At 45.5% G+C, this 15,437-nt stretch carries 11 protein-coding genes; 3 read left to right on the top strand and 8 right to left on the bottom strand.

Annotation, left to right across the window (positions count from 1 at the left end; all coding sequences use genetic code 11):
* Positions 1–4: 4 nt before the first annotated feature.
* The 5 genes from B3M90_RS12750 to gltB all read right to left on the bottom strand — a co-directional run bounded on the left by B3M90_RS12750 (position 5) and on the right by gltB (position 10,022).
* The gene (locus tag B3M90_RS12750; RefSeq protein WP_290784351.1) at positions 5–1,435 is read right to left on the bottom strand and encodes a PTS mannitol transporter subunit IICB; all 1,431 of its coding nucleotides are present in this window, start codon (positions 1,433–1,435) and stop codon (positions 5–7) included.
* A gap of 194 nt (positions 1,436–1,629) precedes the next feature.
* Entirely contained in the window at positions 1,630–3,642 is a 2,013-nt protein-coding gene (locus tag B3M90_RS12745; protein WP_290784349.1) for a BglG family transcription antiterminator, read from the bottom strand.
* Positions 3,635–3,928, bottom strand: coding sequence for a hypothetical protein (locus B3M90_RS12740; protein WP_214854292.1), 294 nt, complete (start codon positions 3,926–3,928; stop codon positions 3,635–3,637). The genes B3M90_RS12745 and B3M90_RS12740 overlap by 8 nt, the downstream gene beginning before the upstream one ends.
* A gap of 158 nt (positions 3,929–4,086) precedes the next feature.
* Positions 4,087–5,553 carry a glutamate synthase subunit beta gene (locus tag B3M90_RS12735; RefSeq protein WP_214854294.1) on the bottom strand — a complete coding sequence of 489 codons (1,467 nt, stop codon included), beginning with the start codon at positions 5,551–5,553 and terminating at the stop codon, positions 4,087–4,089.
* Positions 5,550–10,022, bottom strand: a complete 4,473-nt coding sequence (gltB, locus tag B3M90_RS12730; protein WP_290784346.1) for a glutamate synthase large subunit — start codon at positions 10,020–10,022, stop codon at positions 5,550–5,552. The genes B3M90_RS12735 and gltB overlap by 4 nt, the downstream gene beginning before the upstream one ends.
* Positions 10,023–10,316: 294 nt before the next feature.
* On the opposite strand from gltB, the gene B3M90_RS12725 reads away from it, so the two are divergent.
* Together B3M90_RS12725 and B3M90_RS12720 are read left to right on the top strand one after the other, a co-directional pair.
* Positions 10,317–11,159, top strand: a complete 843-nt coding sequence (locus B3M90_RS12725) for a transporter substrate-binding domain-containing protein (protein ID WP_035407369.1) — start codon at positions 10,317–10,319, stop codon at positions 11,157–11,159.
* Between the two features lie 2 nt (positions 11,160–11,161).
* Positions 11,162–11,839: an amino acid ABC transporter permease gene (locus tag B3M90_RS12720; RefSeq protein WP_290784344.1), complete on the top strand. Its 678-nt coding sequence runs from the start codon at positions 11,162–11,164 to the stop codon at positions 11,837–11,839.
* An 83-nt stretch (positions 11,840–11,922) separates the two neighbouring features.
* Here B3M90_RS12720 and B3M90_RS12715 read toward each other — a convergent pair whose 3' ends face one another.
* Together B3M90_RS12715 and B3M90_RS12710 are read right to left on the bottom strand one after the other, a co-directional pair.
* Entirely contained in the window at positions 11,923–13,095 is a 1,173-nt protein-coding gene (locus B3M90_RS12715; RefSeq protein ID WP_290784342.1) for a putative bifunctional diguanylate cyclase/phosphodiesterase, read from the bottom strand.
* Positions 13,092–13,763, bottom strand: coding sequence for a hypothetical protein (locus B3M90_RS12710; RefSeq protein ID WP_290784340.1), 672 nt, complete (start codon positions 13,761–13,763; stop codon positions 13,092–13,094). The genes B3M90_RS12715 and B3M90_RS12710 overlap by 4 nt, the downstream gene beginning before the upstream one ends.
* Positions 13,764–13,908: 145 nt before the next feature.
* Between B3M90_RS12710 and B3M90_RS12705 the strand changes: the two genes are divergently transcribed.
* Complete coding sequence (locus tag B3M90_RS12705; RefSeq protein ID WP_290784338.1) at positions 13,909–14,538, top strand: FMN-dependent NADH-azoreductase; 630 nt, start codon at positions 13,909–13,911, stop codon at positions 14,536–14,538.
* On the opposite strand, the gene B3M90_RS12700 is transcribed toward B3M90_RS12705, so the two are convergent.
* Positions 14,535–15,410: a helix-turn-helix domain-containing protein gene (locus B3M90_RS12700; RefSeq protein ID WP_290784336.1), complete on the bottom strand. Its 876-nt coding sequence runs from the start codon at positions 15,408–15,410 to the stop codon at positions 14,535–14,537. The genes B3M90_RS12705 and B3M90_RS12700 overlap by 4 nt on opposite strands.
* Positions 15,411–15,437: the final 27 nt, after the last annotated feature.

The following is a 15,437-nucleotide window of genomic DNA, read 5'->3' as shown; positions in this document are numbered from 1 at the left end:
ATCTTTAAGAAATCTTATTCCGTGCTGTTTCGATCTCGTGGACGAGTTGATCATAATATCCGGCATTCAGGAAGTTATCGACTGACCGGTGTTCTGCCGTTGGTACCTGTTCCTTTGCCCGCTCCGTCAAATCACGGTGTGTGATGATCAGTTCAGCGTTTGGCGGAAGTTGGCTGATCGACGTATTCGTCACTTTGATGGGTAAGCCCGCCTTATTGATTTTATTGCGAAGAACGGATGCACCCATTGCACTCGATCCCATACCAGCGTCACAAGCGAAAATGATATGTTCGACTTCCGCAAGTGGTTTTGCATCAGCTGAAACGAGTGATGAGGCAATTGATTGTTTTCCTTTCATCGCACTGACATTCGCGCTTGCCTCTTCAAGCGACGTTTCTTTTGCCTTGCTAGTTTTTAGCAGGACAGTCGAGACAATAAATGTCACAGATGCTGAAACAAGTACACCTGCAATCAATCCGACGTAAGAACCGCGTGATGCCATTGCGAGGACCGCGATGATACTACCAGGTGAAGCGGGTGCGACTAATCCGACATCAAACAGGACGAAGGTGAGGATCCCACTCATGCCACCTGCAATCATCGCAAGCAACAAGACTGGCTTCATCAAGACGTATGGGAAATAGATTTCGTGAATTCCACCGATGAATTGGATAAATGCTGCACCGGGTGCTGTCTTCTTCGCTGCACCAGAACCGAAGAACGAGTATGCAAGTAACAATCCAAGACCTGGACCCGGGTTGGCTTCGAGTAAGAACAGAACTGATTTACCCGCCTCATTTACTTGGTCGAGACCAAGCGGGCTTAAAATACCGTGGTTGATCGCATTATTTAAGAACAAGATTTTTGCCGGTTCGATGAACAAACTCGCTAGTGGTAACAAATGTGCGCTGACGATCGCACCAACTCCTGCGGCCATGATGTCGTCAAGACCTGTCATGAGTGGTCCGAATACTTTGAATCCACCGAGCATCAACAAACCACCGATGATTCCGACTGAGAAGTTATTGACGAGCATCTCGAGACCTGGTTTGACTTTTCCTTCAATTAAGTGATCGAACTTTTTGATAACGTATCCACCAAGTGGTCCCATGATCATGGCACCGAGGAACATCGGAATCTCTGTTCCGACGATAACCCCCATCGTCGCAAGCGTCCCGACAACGCCTCCCCTGACGTCATGCATTAACTTCCCGCCCGTGTATCCAATCAGCAACGGTAAGAGATAGGTGATTGTCGGACCGACAAGTTCACCGAGTTCCTTATTCGGTGCCCATCCAGTCGGGATGAAGAGTGCCGTGATGATCCCCCAAGCGATGAATGCACCGATGTTCGGCATGACCATACCGCTTAAAAAGCTACCGAACCGTTGAACTTGTACACGGATACCCCGTGCTCCATTTTGAGCTGTCGCCATTGCGTTAGCCTCCATTTCGTGTATGAGTTGATAAGATGATTGCTTTGCTATGCCCTTATTTTAAGATCATTGCAAGCGCTTACTCAATCTTTCCTAGTTCAGTCTTTGTCCAAGAAGTTGGACAGACTGGAAAGAAGCCTGCCTGATCCAAGAAAAAATCCCTGCCACTTCAAAGATCGAGTGACAGGGGTTTTTCAAGTATTGCCTAGGAATTGATCAATTACCGTTCGAAACGTTCGATTCAAAAGCAGACGAATTGCATGTTCCTCTCCGAACTCAAATTGATCCATTTGTTCGGGACTTTCAATGATTGCGGCACTAATCGAACTGAGTAATTCAAGCAGTTCGTTTGAGGTCTCTTCCGGTGCGACAAGGACAAGAAGCCTTTCGACAGATTGCAACTGTTGATCCATCCCGAGTAAGTCGATTGGTTCAGGCAATTCAAAAATGAGAAATCCTCCTCTTTGAATCGTCGCATCACGTCCGTGGAATAAAGCAAGCCGTGTTCCTGGAATACCAAGACCCGACATCTCATGACGACGCAACAATTGCGCCGAGAGTGAAACAGCTGATTTTGCTAATCCTTGGTCGACCATGCGTGTGCTGATCTCAAATAATAACGATTCAATCCCATCGTCCACACGCTCCAACCGTTCCATTTGAAATCCGTTCGACACTCGAATCGACGATGCAACGAGCCGATGCAATTGCTCGAGATCGAGCCATTCTGTTTTCGTCTGCCGTGGTTCTGGTTGGAAGGATTTTGGTAAGGCAAGAATCAATTTTCGGATCCGTTCGACCTCATCCTGAGGGAGCAACGGGTTGACAAGAAGATGTGGTGGGCGGATGTCAGGCAACGGCACGGTCGATAAAACGAAGTCATACGATTCAATCGGTAACCGTTCAATGCCAAACAGTGACGAGTTATCGATATGTTCAAGTTCAGTAAATTCTTGCCGTAACCGATTCATCAATAACTTTGAAGAGCCGAGTCCAGCAGAGCAGACGACTAAAACCCGATATGGTAGTTTAGGTGTCGGTTTGCTGAGAACAGCCCCGAAATGCATGACCCAAAATGCTAAATCTACGTCTTCAAATGTCGCATCTGTGAAGATCGATAATGCTGCTTGTTTGACCGCATCGAACAGACGTGGATATTCCCGTTCAATTTGTTTGATGACATAGGACGGATTAACGCTATTTTGACGCGTATAGGATTGTATATGCGAAACGAGCCCCCGCTCCAAAGCATGATCTTTCGTAAAGTTCGTTCCATACAATAAGGAGACATGTTCAATCAATCGTTTCACACGGAGGCGCGTGACGAGTTCTTCCGTATCTCCTGCGTCCGATTGAAAGAAAGCACGCAATTCTTCTGATAACCATTGGCGTTCGGCAATCGACAATGTGTCAGGTAATCGCTCTTCGACGCGTTCCACCCATTTGAGGATTTCGACCGGATACGCTTTTAACTCGTAACGCATCGGAAACTGATCTTTTCGTAACGCTTGTAAAGCTAAGCTGAGTGTCGCACGCATGATTTGTCGGTCATTGAGACGCCCTTCTTTCGTCAACGGTGCAATGACTGCATACGCTTGATTGATCATCTCAAGCCATGATGTTCGGTTCATTTGTAACAGATGAGGTAATTGCCCGGCGTCGCCTTGCAACAACCGATAGAAAGCAAGAACATCCCATTGCGTAAAGATCAATGAAATCAGTAAACGGCGTTTGTTGATTTCTTCGCCGATGACTTCGGCACCAATACCTTTTTTGCGCTTGATTTCAAGGTCATATTGTAGAAACCACTCATCAATCCGCTCTAAATCCTGGCTAACCGTGCTCGGAGCCACATACATCGCATGGGCGATTGCCTGTAATTTGACCATCCCTTCTTCTTGTAGTAGCCGATACGCTAACTCGACTTGGCGATCTTCAGCGTTCGGTAATTGTTTATGTGACAACAAGAGTTGGTCCCGTAATGCATGTTTGGCTTCGTCCGTTCCCTCAATCAAGAGACCTCTGCCGCGAACATATGTCAAACGCAAATCATGATCTTCTAAAGACTGGGCAAGACGATCGCGTTCACGTTGAATCGTTCGTTCCGATGTCTCGAGCGTTTCCGCAATCTCTTGTATTTGAACAGGTTCCTCGCGTGATAAGAGGAAAAATAAGATATCATGTTCACGTGGTGTAAATTCAGTCATGCAGCCTCACTCTTTTCTGCCAAGATTCGAGGATGACGTCATATGCAGTCGGATCAAGAATCCGATCGACTGGATGAACCGAACAATGTGTTTTCCATACGTGTCGATGGACGAGTTGCGCTTCTCCGACGATAAAAGCTGCTTGATCAGGTAGTTCTGCGATCCGACATGTCTTGACGTCTGTCGTAATACCGCATTCAAGTAAGCGCTTTTTTAAAATCGTAGCCCCCATGATACTACTCGCCATTCCACTCTCGCATACGAAATAGATGATTTCTGAATTCATCTGTCATACCTCCTCTTCATTTTATAAGAATAGCAGAAATATTTTCGGTGTTTCACCTTGAAACAAAATCAATAGTTATTTTTGAACTGGCAGATTTCTTTGCCAAACACAAAAAAGCCTGGATTTCCGATGTTGCCAGAAAATCCAGACGATGTGATTTAGCCTGTTTGTTGCATTGCTTTTAAATATTGTCCAACGGCTTCTGCTACTTCACGACCTTCGCGAATCGCCCAGACGATCAATGATTGACCACGTCTTGCGTCACCTGCGGCAAATACTCCTGGACGGTTCGTCGCGTAACGAATCGTCTTGATTTTCCCACGTTCCGAGGCGACTGCTAAATGTTCGAGTACGTTCTCTTCGACACCACTGAATCCAATGGCAATCCAGACTTGATCGACTGGGAAGTAACGATCGCTCCCTTTGATCTCCTCAAAGATCACCGCACCCGATTCATTTTTTGTTTTCGTCGTCTGAATCGTCCAGACACCGGTGACTTGACCCGATTCACTTGTCGTGAATCGCTTGATGGCGATCAAGTATTCACGGGGATCCCGACCGAATTGTTGGAATGCTTCCGCATATCCATAATCAATCGAATAAAGCAAAGGTGTATCCGGCCACATGTTTCCTGTTGCACGTGTCGTACCCGGTTGTTCATGCTTGCCGAATTGGACGACGGAGCGGCAGCGTTGACGGAGCGCCGTCGCTACACAGTCCGCTCCGGTATCGCCGCCACCAATGACGAGAATATCCTTATCTCTCGCATCGTGATCAGGAGACAACGGTTCTTGCGAGAGCACGTGACGTGTCACCCCTGTCAAATAATCCATCGCATAACCAACTCCACGCGTTGGCGCATCCGTTAATTTGCGTGGTTCCGTCGCGCCGACACATAAGATAACGGCGTCATACTCCGCTTCAAGTGTCTCGAGCGTGATATCTGCACCGATCGTGACGTTCGTCCGGAAGTGGATTCCTTCTGCTTCAAGCAAATCAACACGGCGCTGTACGACCTCTTTATCGAGTTTCATGGCTGGTATACCGTACGTGAGTAATCCGCCAATCCGATCTTCCCGCTCATAGACCGTCACTTGGTGACCGGCTTGATTCAGCTGATCGGCAGCCGCAAGACCGGCAGGACCAGATCCAACGATGGCAATCGAACGTGTCGATCGTATTGCTGGAATTCGGGGCACGACCCATCCTTTTTCGAAGCCAATGTCGATGATCGCCCGTTCGATATCTTTAATCGCGACCGCAGGTTCATGAATCGACAACGTACACGACCCTTCACATGGCGCCGGGCAGACGCGACCCGTGAATTCCGGGAAATTGTTCGTCTCAAGAAGGCGATCGAGTGCCTCTTGAAAACGTCCTTCTTCTACGAGCAAGTTCCATTCTGGAATCAAGTTATAGACTGGACAACCAATCTTCACTTGATCAAATACTTCCCCTACATGGCAAAACGGGGTGCCACAATCCATACATCGACTTGCTTGTTGACTCGCTTCTGCTTCCGTCAAAGCCGTCTTATATTCCTTAAAATCACCCACTCGTTCGCTTGGGTGTCGTTCCGTTCCACCCGAACGAGCAACTGTCATGAATTGATCGCGTCGTTTCATCGTACCCCTCCTGTTCTGCGCCCTAGATGTGTCTCGAATGCGAGCAACATCGCTTCTTCGGTGTTGTGTCCTTGTTTAGCGAAATCAGCCATCAACGTTGTCACTTTCTCATACGTCGAAGGAATGACGCGGATGAACGAATGAATGACATGATCCCAGTTCGCTAGAATCGCATCTCCCTGCTCACTTCCGGTCCGTGCGACGTGCCGCTCGATGAACGTCTTCAGTCGCGCAATCTCTTCGACATGCGTGACAGGTCCCGTCGAGACGAGTTCGCGGTTGACACGTTGTAAAAATTGTTCAGGATTACGCGGCAAGACATAGGCGACACCACCTGACATACCGGCAGCAAAGTTTTTTCCGACATCGCCAAGTACTACGACGGATCCACCGGTCATATACTCGAGTCCATGGTTGCCGATTCCTTCGACGACGGCGACGGCTCCACTGTTTCGAACCGCAAATCGCTCACCTGCCTGACCGTTGACATAAAGTTCTCCACTTGTCGCCCCGTAAAGTGCGACATTACCAATGATCGATTGATCGGACGAGACGAACGAAATCGAACGTGGAGGATGAACGGCGATGATACCCCCGGACAACCCTTTTCCTACATAATCATTTGCTTCTCCCGTGACATCAAGCGTCATACCACGTGGGAGATACGCACCTAAACTTTGCCCGGCAGATCCCTGCAGTTCAAGTTTCAATCGATCCGTCGGAAGACCAAGTGCCCCAAATCGTCTGGTCAGCATTGCACCGGTCTGCGTGCCAATCGCACGGTCTGTATTTTGAATCGTTAAACGTAGTGTCTGTGGCTGACTGAAATCTGCCTCCTCCAAATACGGCGAGATTTCACGAGCGTCAAAGGAACGCTCAACGTGATGCTGTTGTTGTTCAGCCGGACCGTGTGACACATGAACGAGGAGACGAGAGAAATCAAGACTTTTCGCCTTCCAATGCGTTCGTTGTCGTTCCGATGGTTCGAGTAAATCCGTACGCCCTACGAGATCTTGCAACCGTCTCACACCTAGCTTTGCTAAATGTTCTCGTACTTCCTCAGCGATAAATGTCATGAAATGGACGACATCATCGGCAGATCCGGTAAATTTCTTGCGGAGCTCTGGATCCTGTGTCGCGACACCAACAGGACACGTATCGAGATGACAAGCACGCATCATGATACAGCCGACAGCGATAAGTGGTGCTGTCGCAAATCCATATTCATTCGCTCCTAGCATTGCTGCGAGGATGACATCACGACCGGTCAATAGCTTTCCGTCCGTCTCGAGAACGACACGCTCGCGTAACCCGTTTAATGTCAACGTTTGATGTGTTTCAGCAAGACCAAGTTCCCATGGCAGTCCGGCATGTTGAATACTCGTCTTAGGTGAGGCGCCCGTTCCGCCGTCATGACCACTGATGACGATAACATCTGCTAACCCCTTCGCAACGCCAGCAGCAATCGTTCCAACGCCTCCTTTGGCGACGAGTTTGACGCTAATCCGGGCTTGATCGTTCGCACGTTTTAAGTCATGAATCAACTGGGCTAAATCTTCAATTGAATAGATATCATGGTGTGGAGGTGGGGAGATCAATCCAACACCAGGTGTTGATGCACGCACACGTGCGATCCATGGATAGACTTTTTCACCAGGCAATTGACCACCTTCACCAGGCTTCGCACCTTGTGCCACCTTGATTTGTAATTCGTCGGCATGTACCAGATAATGACTCGTCACTCCAAAACGACCAGAGGCGATTTGTTTGATTCGGCTCATCCGGAAATCGCCATTTTCATCGTGTTCGTATCGCTCTTCTTCCTCCCCACCTTCACCACTGTTACTTTTTCCACCTAAGCGGTTCATCGCAATCGCGAGTGTCTCATGCGCTTCTTTTGATAACGAGCCGTATGACATTGCACCTGTTTTAAAGTATTTGACGATTTCGCTAATGGGCTCGACTTCTTCGATCGGGATTGCCGTCGTCTCCTTGAATGTCAACAGATGTCGTAGCACCGTTGCTGGTTCCTCCTGAATGCGTTGTGCGTACTTTTGATAGAGCCGGTAATCATTTGTGCGGCATGCGTGTTGCAGCAAATGAATCGTCGCTGGATTAAACGCATGATGTTCTCCTGCTTGACGGTACCGGAAGACACTGCCGGACTCTAAATGAATCCGTTCATCTGCAACCTGTTGTGCTCGTCGGACTTCTTCTTCCATCAGCTCAAGCGTCATCCCACTCAATTGAGAGACCGTGCCAGTGAAATGCTGTTCGATGACAGAGCGATCGATTCCGACTGCTTCAAAGATTTGAGCGCCCCGATAACTGAAGATCGTCGAAATGCCCATCTTCGACATGACTTTGACGACGCCTTCCGTGACTGCTTTTTGATAACGTTTGGCTACATCCGTAAAACGATCCCCTACTGCTTCTTCAAGCGTCGCATATGCAAGGTACGGATAAATCGCATCCGCACCATACCCGATCAACGTGGCGACATGATGGACCTCACGAATTTCTCCACCTTCAACGATCAAGCTGAGATTTGTTCGTAATCCCTTACGGATCAGCGCATGATGAATCGCACTCGTTACTAAGAGGATTGGCATCGGTAATGCTCCAGGGCGAACGAGACGATCCGATAACGTCAATAATTCATACCCGTTTTGTGCAGCGGTCACAGCCTCATCAACGATCATGTCAAGCGCTTCTTCAAGCGAGTCGGTGAACGTCGTTGAGATCGTTTTCTGCTTAAGTCCACATTGTTTAAGCACATGGGCTTCGTCTGGTCGCAGGATCGGCGTCTCTAAGCGAACACGACGACAGTTCGCACGGTTCGGCGTCAGCAGCTCCCCTTGTCGACCAAGCCATGTTAGCGTCGAGGTGACGATCTCTTCGCGTAACGCATCGATCGGTGGATTCGTGACTTGTGCGAATAGCTGTTTGAAATAACGGAACAAGGATTGAGGACGTTCACTTAAGACCGCTAGCGGTATGTCCGTTCCCATCGCGCCTATCGGATCCTTTTGTTCTTCGACGAGTGGAATCAAGTATTGATCGATATCTTCACGCGTGTATCCAAAATGCCGCTGTTTCGTTCCAAGTTCAATGAGTGTTTCCTTGAAGTCGTTACTTGAGAGGGAAACGACTTCTTGAGCGAGCCACTCCGCGTAAGGGTGACGTGTCGCTAACTCCCGCTTGATCTCTTCATCTGCGATTAACTGACCGGACGCAAAATCGAGTAAAAGGAGTTCACCCGGTGCTAATCGTTTTTTGTACAAAATGTCTTGTTCACGAAGAGGGAGTACTCCTGCTTCTGACGACAACATGAAATGACCATCGCGTAACAATACATATCGCGCCGGGCGTAAACCGTTTCGGTCAAGCGTCGCACCAATCTGTTTTCCGTTCGTGAAGACGATGGCAGACGGACCATCCCACGGTTCCATCATGCTACTGTGATACTCATAGTACGCGCGCTTCGCCGGTCTGATTTCGGCATGTTCGAATGGTTCAGGCACGAGCATCAGTGCTGTCTCAGCGAGAGAAAGACCTGACAGATGAAGAAACTCAAACGCATTATCAAGCATTGATGAGTCGCTACCTGTCTCATCCAATATCGGCAACACTTCCTCTGCCCGATTACCGTACGTCGTCTCAGCAAGTCGACGTTCTCGACCGCGCATTGCCCGGATGTTTCCTTGCAACGTATTGATTTCGCCATTGTGAATCAAATAACGGTTTGGATGGGCACGTTTCCAACTTGGGAACGTGTTCGTACTAAAACGTGAATGTACAATACCAAAGCCTGACTGATAGCGTTCGTCTCGTAAATCATCAAAGTACGCACGTAGTTGATCCGTCGTCACGAGTCCTTTATACACGATTGTTTCACTCGAGCTACTCAAGACGTATTGCTCAAGACCGAGTTGCTCCGATTCACGTTCAAACGCTCGTCGAATCAAAAAAAGTGTTCGTTCAAATGTCAATCCTTCCATCGCCTGTGCACCAATGAAGCATTGACGAATGACTGGCTCCGTACGACGTGCACCTGATCCAAGCACTTCGGACTGGACGGGTACGGTTCGCCATCCTAAGACGTCTTGCCCTTCCGTCAAAATGATTGACTCTAACGTTCGTTCGAGTCGCATCCGTTCCCGTTCCTCACGTGGCAAGAACATCATGAAAACGCCATAATCCCCTTTTTTAGGGAAGGAAATGTGTCGAACCGTTTCACGAAACAACCGATCTGGTAATTGCGTTAAAATACCCGCCCCGTCTCCAGTCTTCGCATCACTCCCTTGTCCACCACGGTGTTCCATTTGACAAAGCATGGCCAATGCATGTTCAACGATTTCATGACTCGCTCGTCCTGTTTGATGTGCGTAAACCCCGATCCCACACGCATCATGTTCCATACGAGGGTCGTATAAGCCCTGCTGTTCAGGGTATTTATGAAATGTCATAGTAGCACTCTCCTTGCCTTCTTAATTTTCTGTATATTCAGTTAAGTTACACTTTACACCCTTTTATGTTTATTCGCTACTATGCATAATCACCATCTTGATCAATCTCTGGAGGTAGAATCACCATATATCAACATTGATAACGCTTACATATACTTGGATATTCATTCAATATTTTTTTTAGTTAAATCCAATACTTTATGCACGTATTGCTTTGCCCGAACATGTGATTCCGTGGTATTTTTATATAGGAACAGCGTTACTGATTACGGAAATAAAGAGAGGAATAATACGATGAAAAAAACAATGCAATGGACGGGACTCTTGATTGCAGGAAGCTCGATTCTATTAAGCGCATGCGGTCAACAAGACGAGAAAGCAACCGCATACGATAAAATCCAAAAAGAAGGCACAATCGTCGTCGCAACAGCAGGTACACTTTACCCGACGTCCTATCATGATGAAAAAAGTAATAAATTGACGGGGTTTGACGTTGAAGTCGTCAAAGAAGTAGCCAAACGGCTTGATTTGAAAGTAAAGTTCAAAGAGATGTCTTTCGACGGTATGTTGACAAGCGTTAATACAGGTCAGGTTGACCTTGCGGCTAACGACATTACGATCACCGATGACCGTAAAGAAAAATTCGCTTTCTCAAAACCATATAAATATACGTATGGTACGGCAATCGTCCGTAAAAGTGATTTGTCAGGCATTAAGTCTTTAGAAGATCTAAAAGGAAAAAAAGCTGCCGGAGAAGCAACAACGACATATATGCAGATCGCTAAAAAATACGGTGCAAAAGAAGTCACTTACGATAATGCGACGAACGATCAATATCTACGAGATGTCTCAAACGGTCGCACAGACGTCATCTTGAATGATTATTACTTGCAAACACTCGCTGTCGATTTCTTCAAAGACTTCGATATCACGATTCATCCGGACATCGCCTATAATCCGAGCCAAGTCGGTTTAATCATGGATTTAGACAATAAAGAACTTCAATCCAACATTAACGAACAACTCGATAAAATGAAGGAAGACGGTACATTAAAAGACATTTCGAAGCAATTTTATGCCGGAAAGAATGTTTCCCAAATGCCTGACGTCAAAACGACGATTGTCGATGTGAACTAACGATGTCATCGATTGATTGGCGGTCCGTCTTCAATCCTGAATTGGCGGTCGATTCGTTTCCATATATTTTAAGTGGACTTGGACAAACATTATGGATTTCTTTGCTCAGCATGGCGATTGGTCTTGGAATTGGGTTAATTCTTGCCCTTTGTCGTCTCTCTCATTTTCGAGTATTGCGTATTGGAGCGAGCGCCTACATCTCATTTATGCGTGGTGTACCCATCCTTGTGCTATTGTTCATGTTGTATTTCGGGCTGCCAGTCATCAATATTCAATTGAACGCGTTGACCGCTGCGATTACTGGTTTTAGTTTAAACAGTGCGGCATACATGGCAGAAATCATTCGTTCTTCCTTACTCTCGATTGATCGTGGGCAGGAAGAGGCAGCGGCGTCCCTCGGTTTATCTAGGTATCGGACGTTTGTTGGCATCATTTTGCCGCAAGCGATTCGAATTGCCATCCCACCGCTTTCGAACGTCTTGCTAGATCTTGTCAAAGCTTCGTCGCTTGCTGCCATGATTACTGTCCCTGAAATTTTTCAAAAGGCAAAAATCGTTGGTGGGCGTGAATTCGACTATATGACCGTCTATTTTGTCGTTGCGTTCATTTACTGGGGTATATGTTCATGTATCGCAGTCATCCAAGAGATTCTCGAACGTCGTTTTGCCCGGTATCTCTGATTTATTATCTCCTATATGGTAATACAAACAGGCGATGGACATGATCCTTCGCCTGTTTGTATTTTCAATTGTTTGATATCTGTTTAGCCTTCTCGACACATCGCTAAAAAATATTCTAATTGTTGCGGCTGAAGCGGTCGATAGAATAGATATCCTTGCAACGTATGACACCCCATCTGTTCGAGCAATGTTGCCTCTTCTTCAAGTTCGATTCCTTCTGCTACGATTGTCATATTTAATCGTTTTCCTAATTGAATGATCGTCTCGATCATCGCTCGTTTCCTTTCAGAATGAATCGCTTCTTGAACGATTTCTTTTGGAATTTTTAATTGATCGAATGGTAGTTCCACGAGTGGTTGCATGGATGAGAATCCAGTTCCAAAATCATCAAGAGTGATTCGAATGCCATACAAATGGAGTGCGTTTAATGTTTCGATAATTTGCTCGGTTCCTTCGATAAAGATATGTTCTGTCATCTCGATTTCAAGTAGTGATGGAGGAAAACCTGTTTGCTTTAATATAGTGAGCACTCGATTCGTAAAATCAGCTTGTCGTAATTCCCACGGTGAAACATTAACCGAAATCGTTAGAGGTTCCTTCCCTTCCTCCAACCAAGCTTTTCCTTGAAGACAGGCTAGACGCATGACCCATCGCCCTAATGTCTCAATAAATCGTGTTCTTTCCGCGAGTGGAATGAACTCAACTGGTGGAACAAGACCGTATTCCGGATGATTCCAACGAATTAAAGCCTCTACACCTGTAATTTGACGCGTTCTCGCATTGACTTGAGGTTGAAATAAAATAAAGAAGTCTCGATCCAATTCTGCATCATATAAATCGCGCGTTAACTGGAGTGCTCGCTTCTGTTCATTTTGTATTGCTAAGTCTGTGATCGCATACGTATTCTTCCGATTTGCTTTGGCTGTAAATAATGCAATCTCCGCGTCATTGATGACATGGTCCGTCGATTCATCATTGATATAAGAGACCCCAATACTTGCAGTGACATTGATTTGCTTAAAGTCGATTTGTACACGTTCTGCTACACTCGATAAAATGTCGTCACAGAGCACTCGTGCATCATGATGATGAGGCACATGCAGTAAGAATGCACTTCCACTCGCTTTCGCAATCGTACAATCTGAAAAACGATTCATCAATCGCCGACCAATGATGTGTAATGAACGATCTCCGGTTCGGTAACCGAATGCATCATTTACTGTTTTGAAATCGTCCAGGTCCACAAGACAAATCATATCGCCATCTTGTTTTTTTTATCTACTTCAATGACAAACGAAGAGCGGTTTGGTAAACCTGTCACGGGATCCGTAAATGCTTGTTCCTGTAAACGGGCTAAGTATTCAATATTTCGTTCAAGACGGGTAACATATTGATTATGAATCAGTAAACTAATGATCGTCGCAATCAAGATAAGTCCAATACGCGCGATGTGATCGGATACAAACATCGAAGTGTTTTCAAGTGATGGAGTTTGATACCAAATATAAAGAAGAGAAATCGTCGTGATGCTTGTTGCGTACAGTAGCATCGTTCGGTTGATGACGACTAAGGAAGTTAATATGAATAGAAGGGCACATGCCCAAACTGTCTGGACTCCCCTACCGATGAATGGATGATAAATATATGGAATCAATAAAAAAACGCTAGACATCATATGTGGCTTTAGTCGGTCTGACAATGTACTTTTACCGATGAAGTATTGAACACTCCCAGCACTCGCAATGACAAGTGCACGTATCCAATCCTCCCCTTTTAAACCATAACTACTAAATGTATTGGCAACGATATATAAAACGGCACCACAACTCGTCAAAATAAAAATGATCATCCCGAACAATTGATAATTTGCCCGAATTTCTCGATGATATTGCTGACTATTGGAAGAACGTCGCTGTGTATTCATCGCCATCCCCTCTTTCAAGTTCCTGTCGTTTATTTTCTTTATCAGAACCAAAATAAAACTTGAATTTTCTAAAAATAATAAAATAATGGGAAGTCATGATTTTAAGCAAAATGGGAATAGATAGATATAGAAAGGAGCGATCACTATGTCTCATTTACTATTCATCGAAGCAAACGATAGCATACATCAAAAAAAAGGCATCAGTTCTGAATTAAACGATGCCTTTCTGAATGCTTATCGTGAAAACCATCCTGAGGACAAAATTACGGTTTTGAATTTATTCGAGGAACGTCTTCCCTTCTTTGACCTAAAACTTGTGAACGCGGCAGGGCGGCTATTTAAAGGGGAAGAATTAACTGGAGATGATGCGACTCATGCACAACGGCTTCAAGAATATCTAAACGGATTCTTAGATGCCGATAAAGTTGTCTTTTCATTTCCGATGTGGAACTTAACGGTTCCGTCACCGCTTCACAATTACATGGATTATCTCGCCCAGGCTGGTCAAACGTTTCGTTATACAGCCGAAGGATCGATCGGACTTGTTGAAGACAAACAAGTGCTGTTGATTCATTCACGCGGTGGTGATTACTCGACAAAAGAGAAAGCCCCAAGTGAACACGCGGTTCGCTATATGTTAGACTTGTTAGCATTCTTTGGGATCAATGATGTATCAACTGTCATTTTAGAAGGACATCAGCAATACCCCGATCGTGCATCTGAATTGATCGAACAAGCGCTTCAAGAGTGCCGACAATTCGGTCGTTCGTTTTAAATTGGGAATAGAACATACTCTGCATATTCTTCCAGAAGACGTTTTTCATGAATCGGCATATCAAATGCACAAAATAAGGAATAGGCCATCGTAAAATCACGCTGGATATCTGAGAGATCACCATTTAATTGCTGCTTAAAGTATCCCCTTTGAAAGTAAAAGTGACCTAAGAAATGACCGTCTTCCAATTGAAGACTCTCCTGAATACCTTGTTCGGTGATTTTTAGACCAGCAAGGTATTTTTTTTGCAGTAAAAGTTGTTGTCCATAATTATATAAAATCTTGATTCGAACTTTTTTTAATTCGATCGTTTCGTATTTTGCTTGAATCAAATTCTGAAAAAGATCATCCGCTAATTCAAAGTCACCGTGTTCGACATACAGATTCGCCATCCCCATCTGAATCCGTAGATACAAGGTAGCTGATTCAAACGAGAGTTGTTCTTTATTTAGTAACCGTTCGAGCGATTGAACAGCTTTTAAGTAATGAATTTGACCACTTCTTTCCTGCACGATGACTTGATAATATCTTGCTAAATTACGTACCTGTTCATATTCAGTTGTAGACAGTACGTGTTCGCTCAATTTCAGAGCATCTACATATTGATTAGTACGTAACAAGTCCGCTAATTGTTCATCATATGATTGAAAGACATCACTTCGTAAATGATCTTGAAACAACATCGATAATGGTACTTTCAGCCGTTTTGCCACTTGTTGGAGTAAATCAATGGTAGGTGAATTTTTACCGTTTTCGACTTTACTAATTTCAGCTTGGCTACAAATGCCTTCACATAATTCTGCTTGTGTGATCTTTTTTTCTTTTCGAAGTCGCTTGATTTCATAGCCAATGGAGACGGGTAAATGATTCAAATTATACTCCTTTCTTTTACTTCCATG

The organism is Exiguobacterium sp. UBA6309 (genome assembly GCF_002439205.1).
Classification (GTDB): domain Bacteria; phylum Bacillota; class Bacilli; order Exiguobacteriales; family Exiguobacteriaceae; genus Exiguobacterium_A.
Note: the sequence above shows the minus strand (reverse complement) of the source record. Positions and strands in the feature narration are given on the sequence as shown.

Bases quoted from the DNA above. Each gene is read 5' to 3' on its own strand.
- B3M90_RS12710 (WP_290784340.1), bottom strand. From the start codon at position 13,763: ATGAATACACAGCGACGTTCTTCCAATAGTCAGCAATATCATCGAGAA.
- B3M90_RS12735 (WP_214854294.1), bottom strand. From the start codon at position 5,553: ATGAAACGACGCGATCAATTCATGACAGTTGCTCGTTCGGGTGGAACG.
- B3M90_RS12720 (WP_290784344.1), top strand. From the start codon at position 11,162: ATGTCATCGATTGATTGGCGGTCCGTCTTCAATCCTGAATTGGCGGTC.
- B3M90_RS12740 (WP_214854292.1), bottom strand. From the start codon at position 3,928: ATGAATTCAGAAATCATCTATTTCGTATGCGAGAGTGGAATGGCGAGT.
- B3M90_RS12705 (WP_290784338.1), top strand. From the start codon at position 13,909: ATGTCTCATTTACTATTCATCGAAGCAAACGATAGCATACATCAAAAA.
- B3M90_RS12725 (WP_035407369.1), top strand. From the start codon at position 10,317: ATGAAAAAAACAATGCAATGGACGGGACTCTTGATTGCAGGAAGCTCG.
- B3M90_RS12745 (WP_290784349.1), bottom strand. From the start codon at position 3,642: ATGACTGAATTTACACCACGTGAACATGATATCTTATTTTTCCTCTTA.
- gltB (WP_290784346.1), bottom strand. From the start codon at position 10,022: ATGACATTTCATAAATACCCTGAACAGCAGGGCTTATACGACCCTCGT.
- B3M90_RS12715 (WP_290784342.1), bottom strand. From the start codon at position 13,095: ATGATTTGTCTTGTGGACCTGGACGATTTCAAAACAGTAAATGATGCA.
- B3M90_RS12750 (WP_290784351.1), bottom strand. From the start codon at position 1,435: ATGGCGACAGCTCAAAATGGAGCACGGGGTATCCGTGTACAAGTTCAA.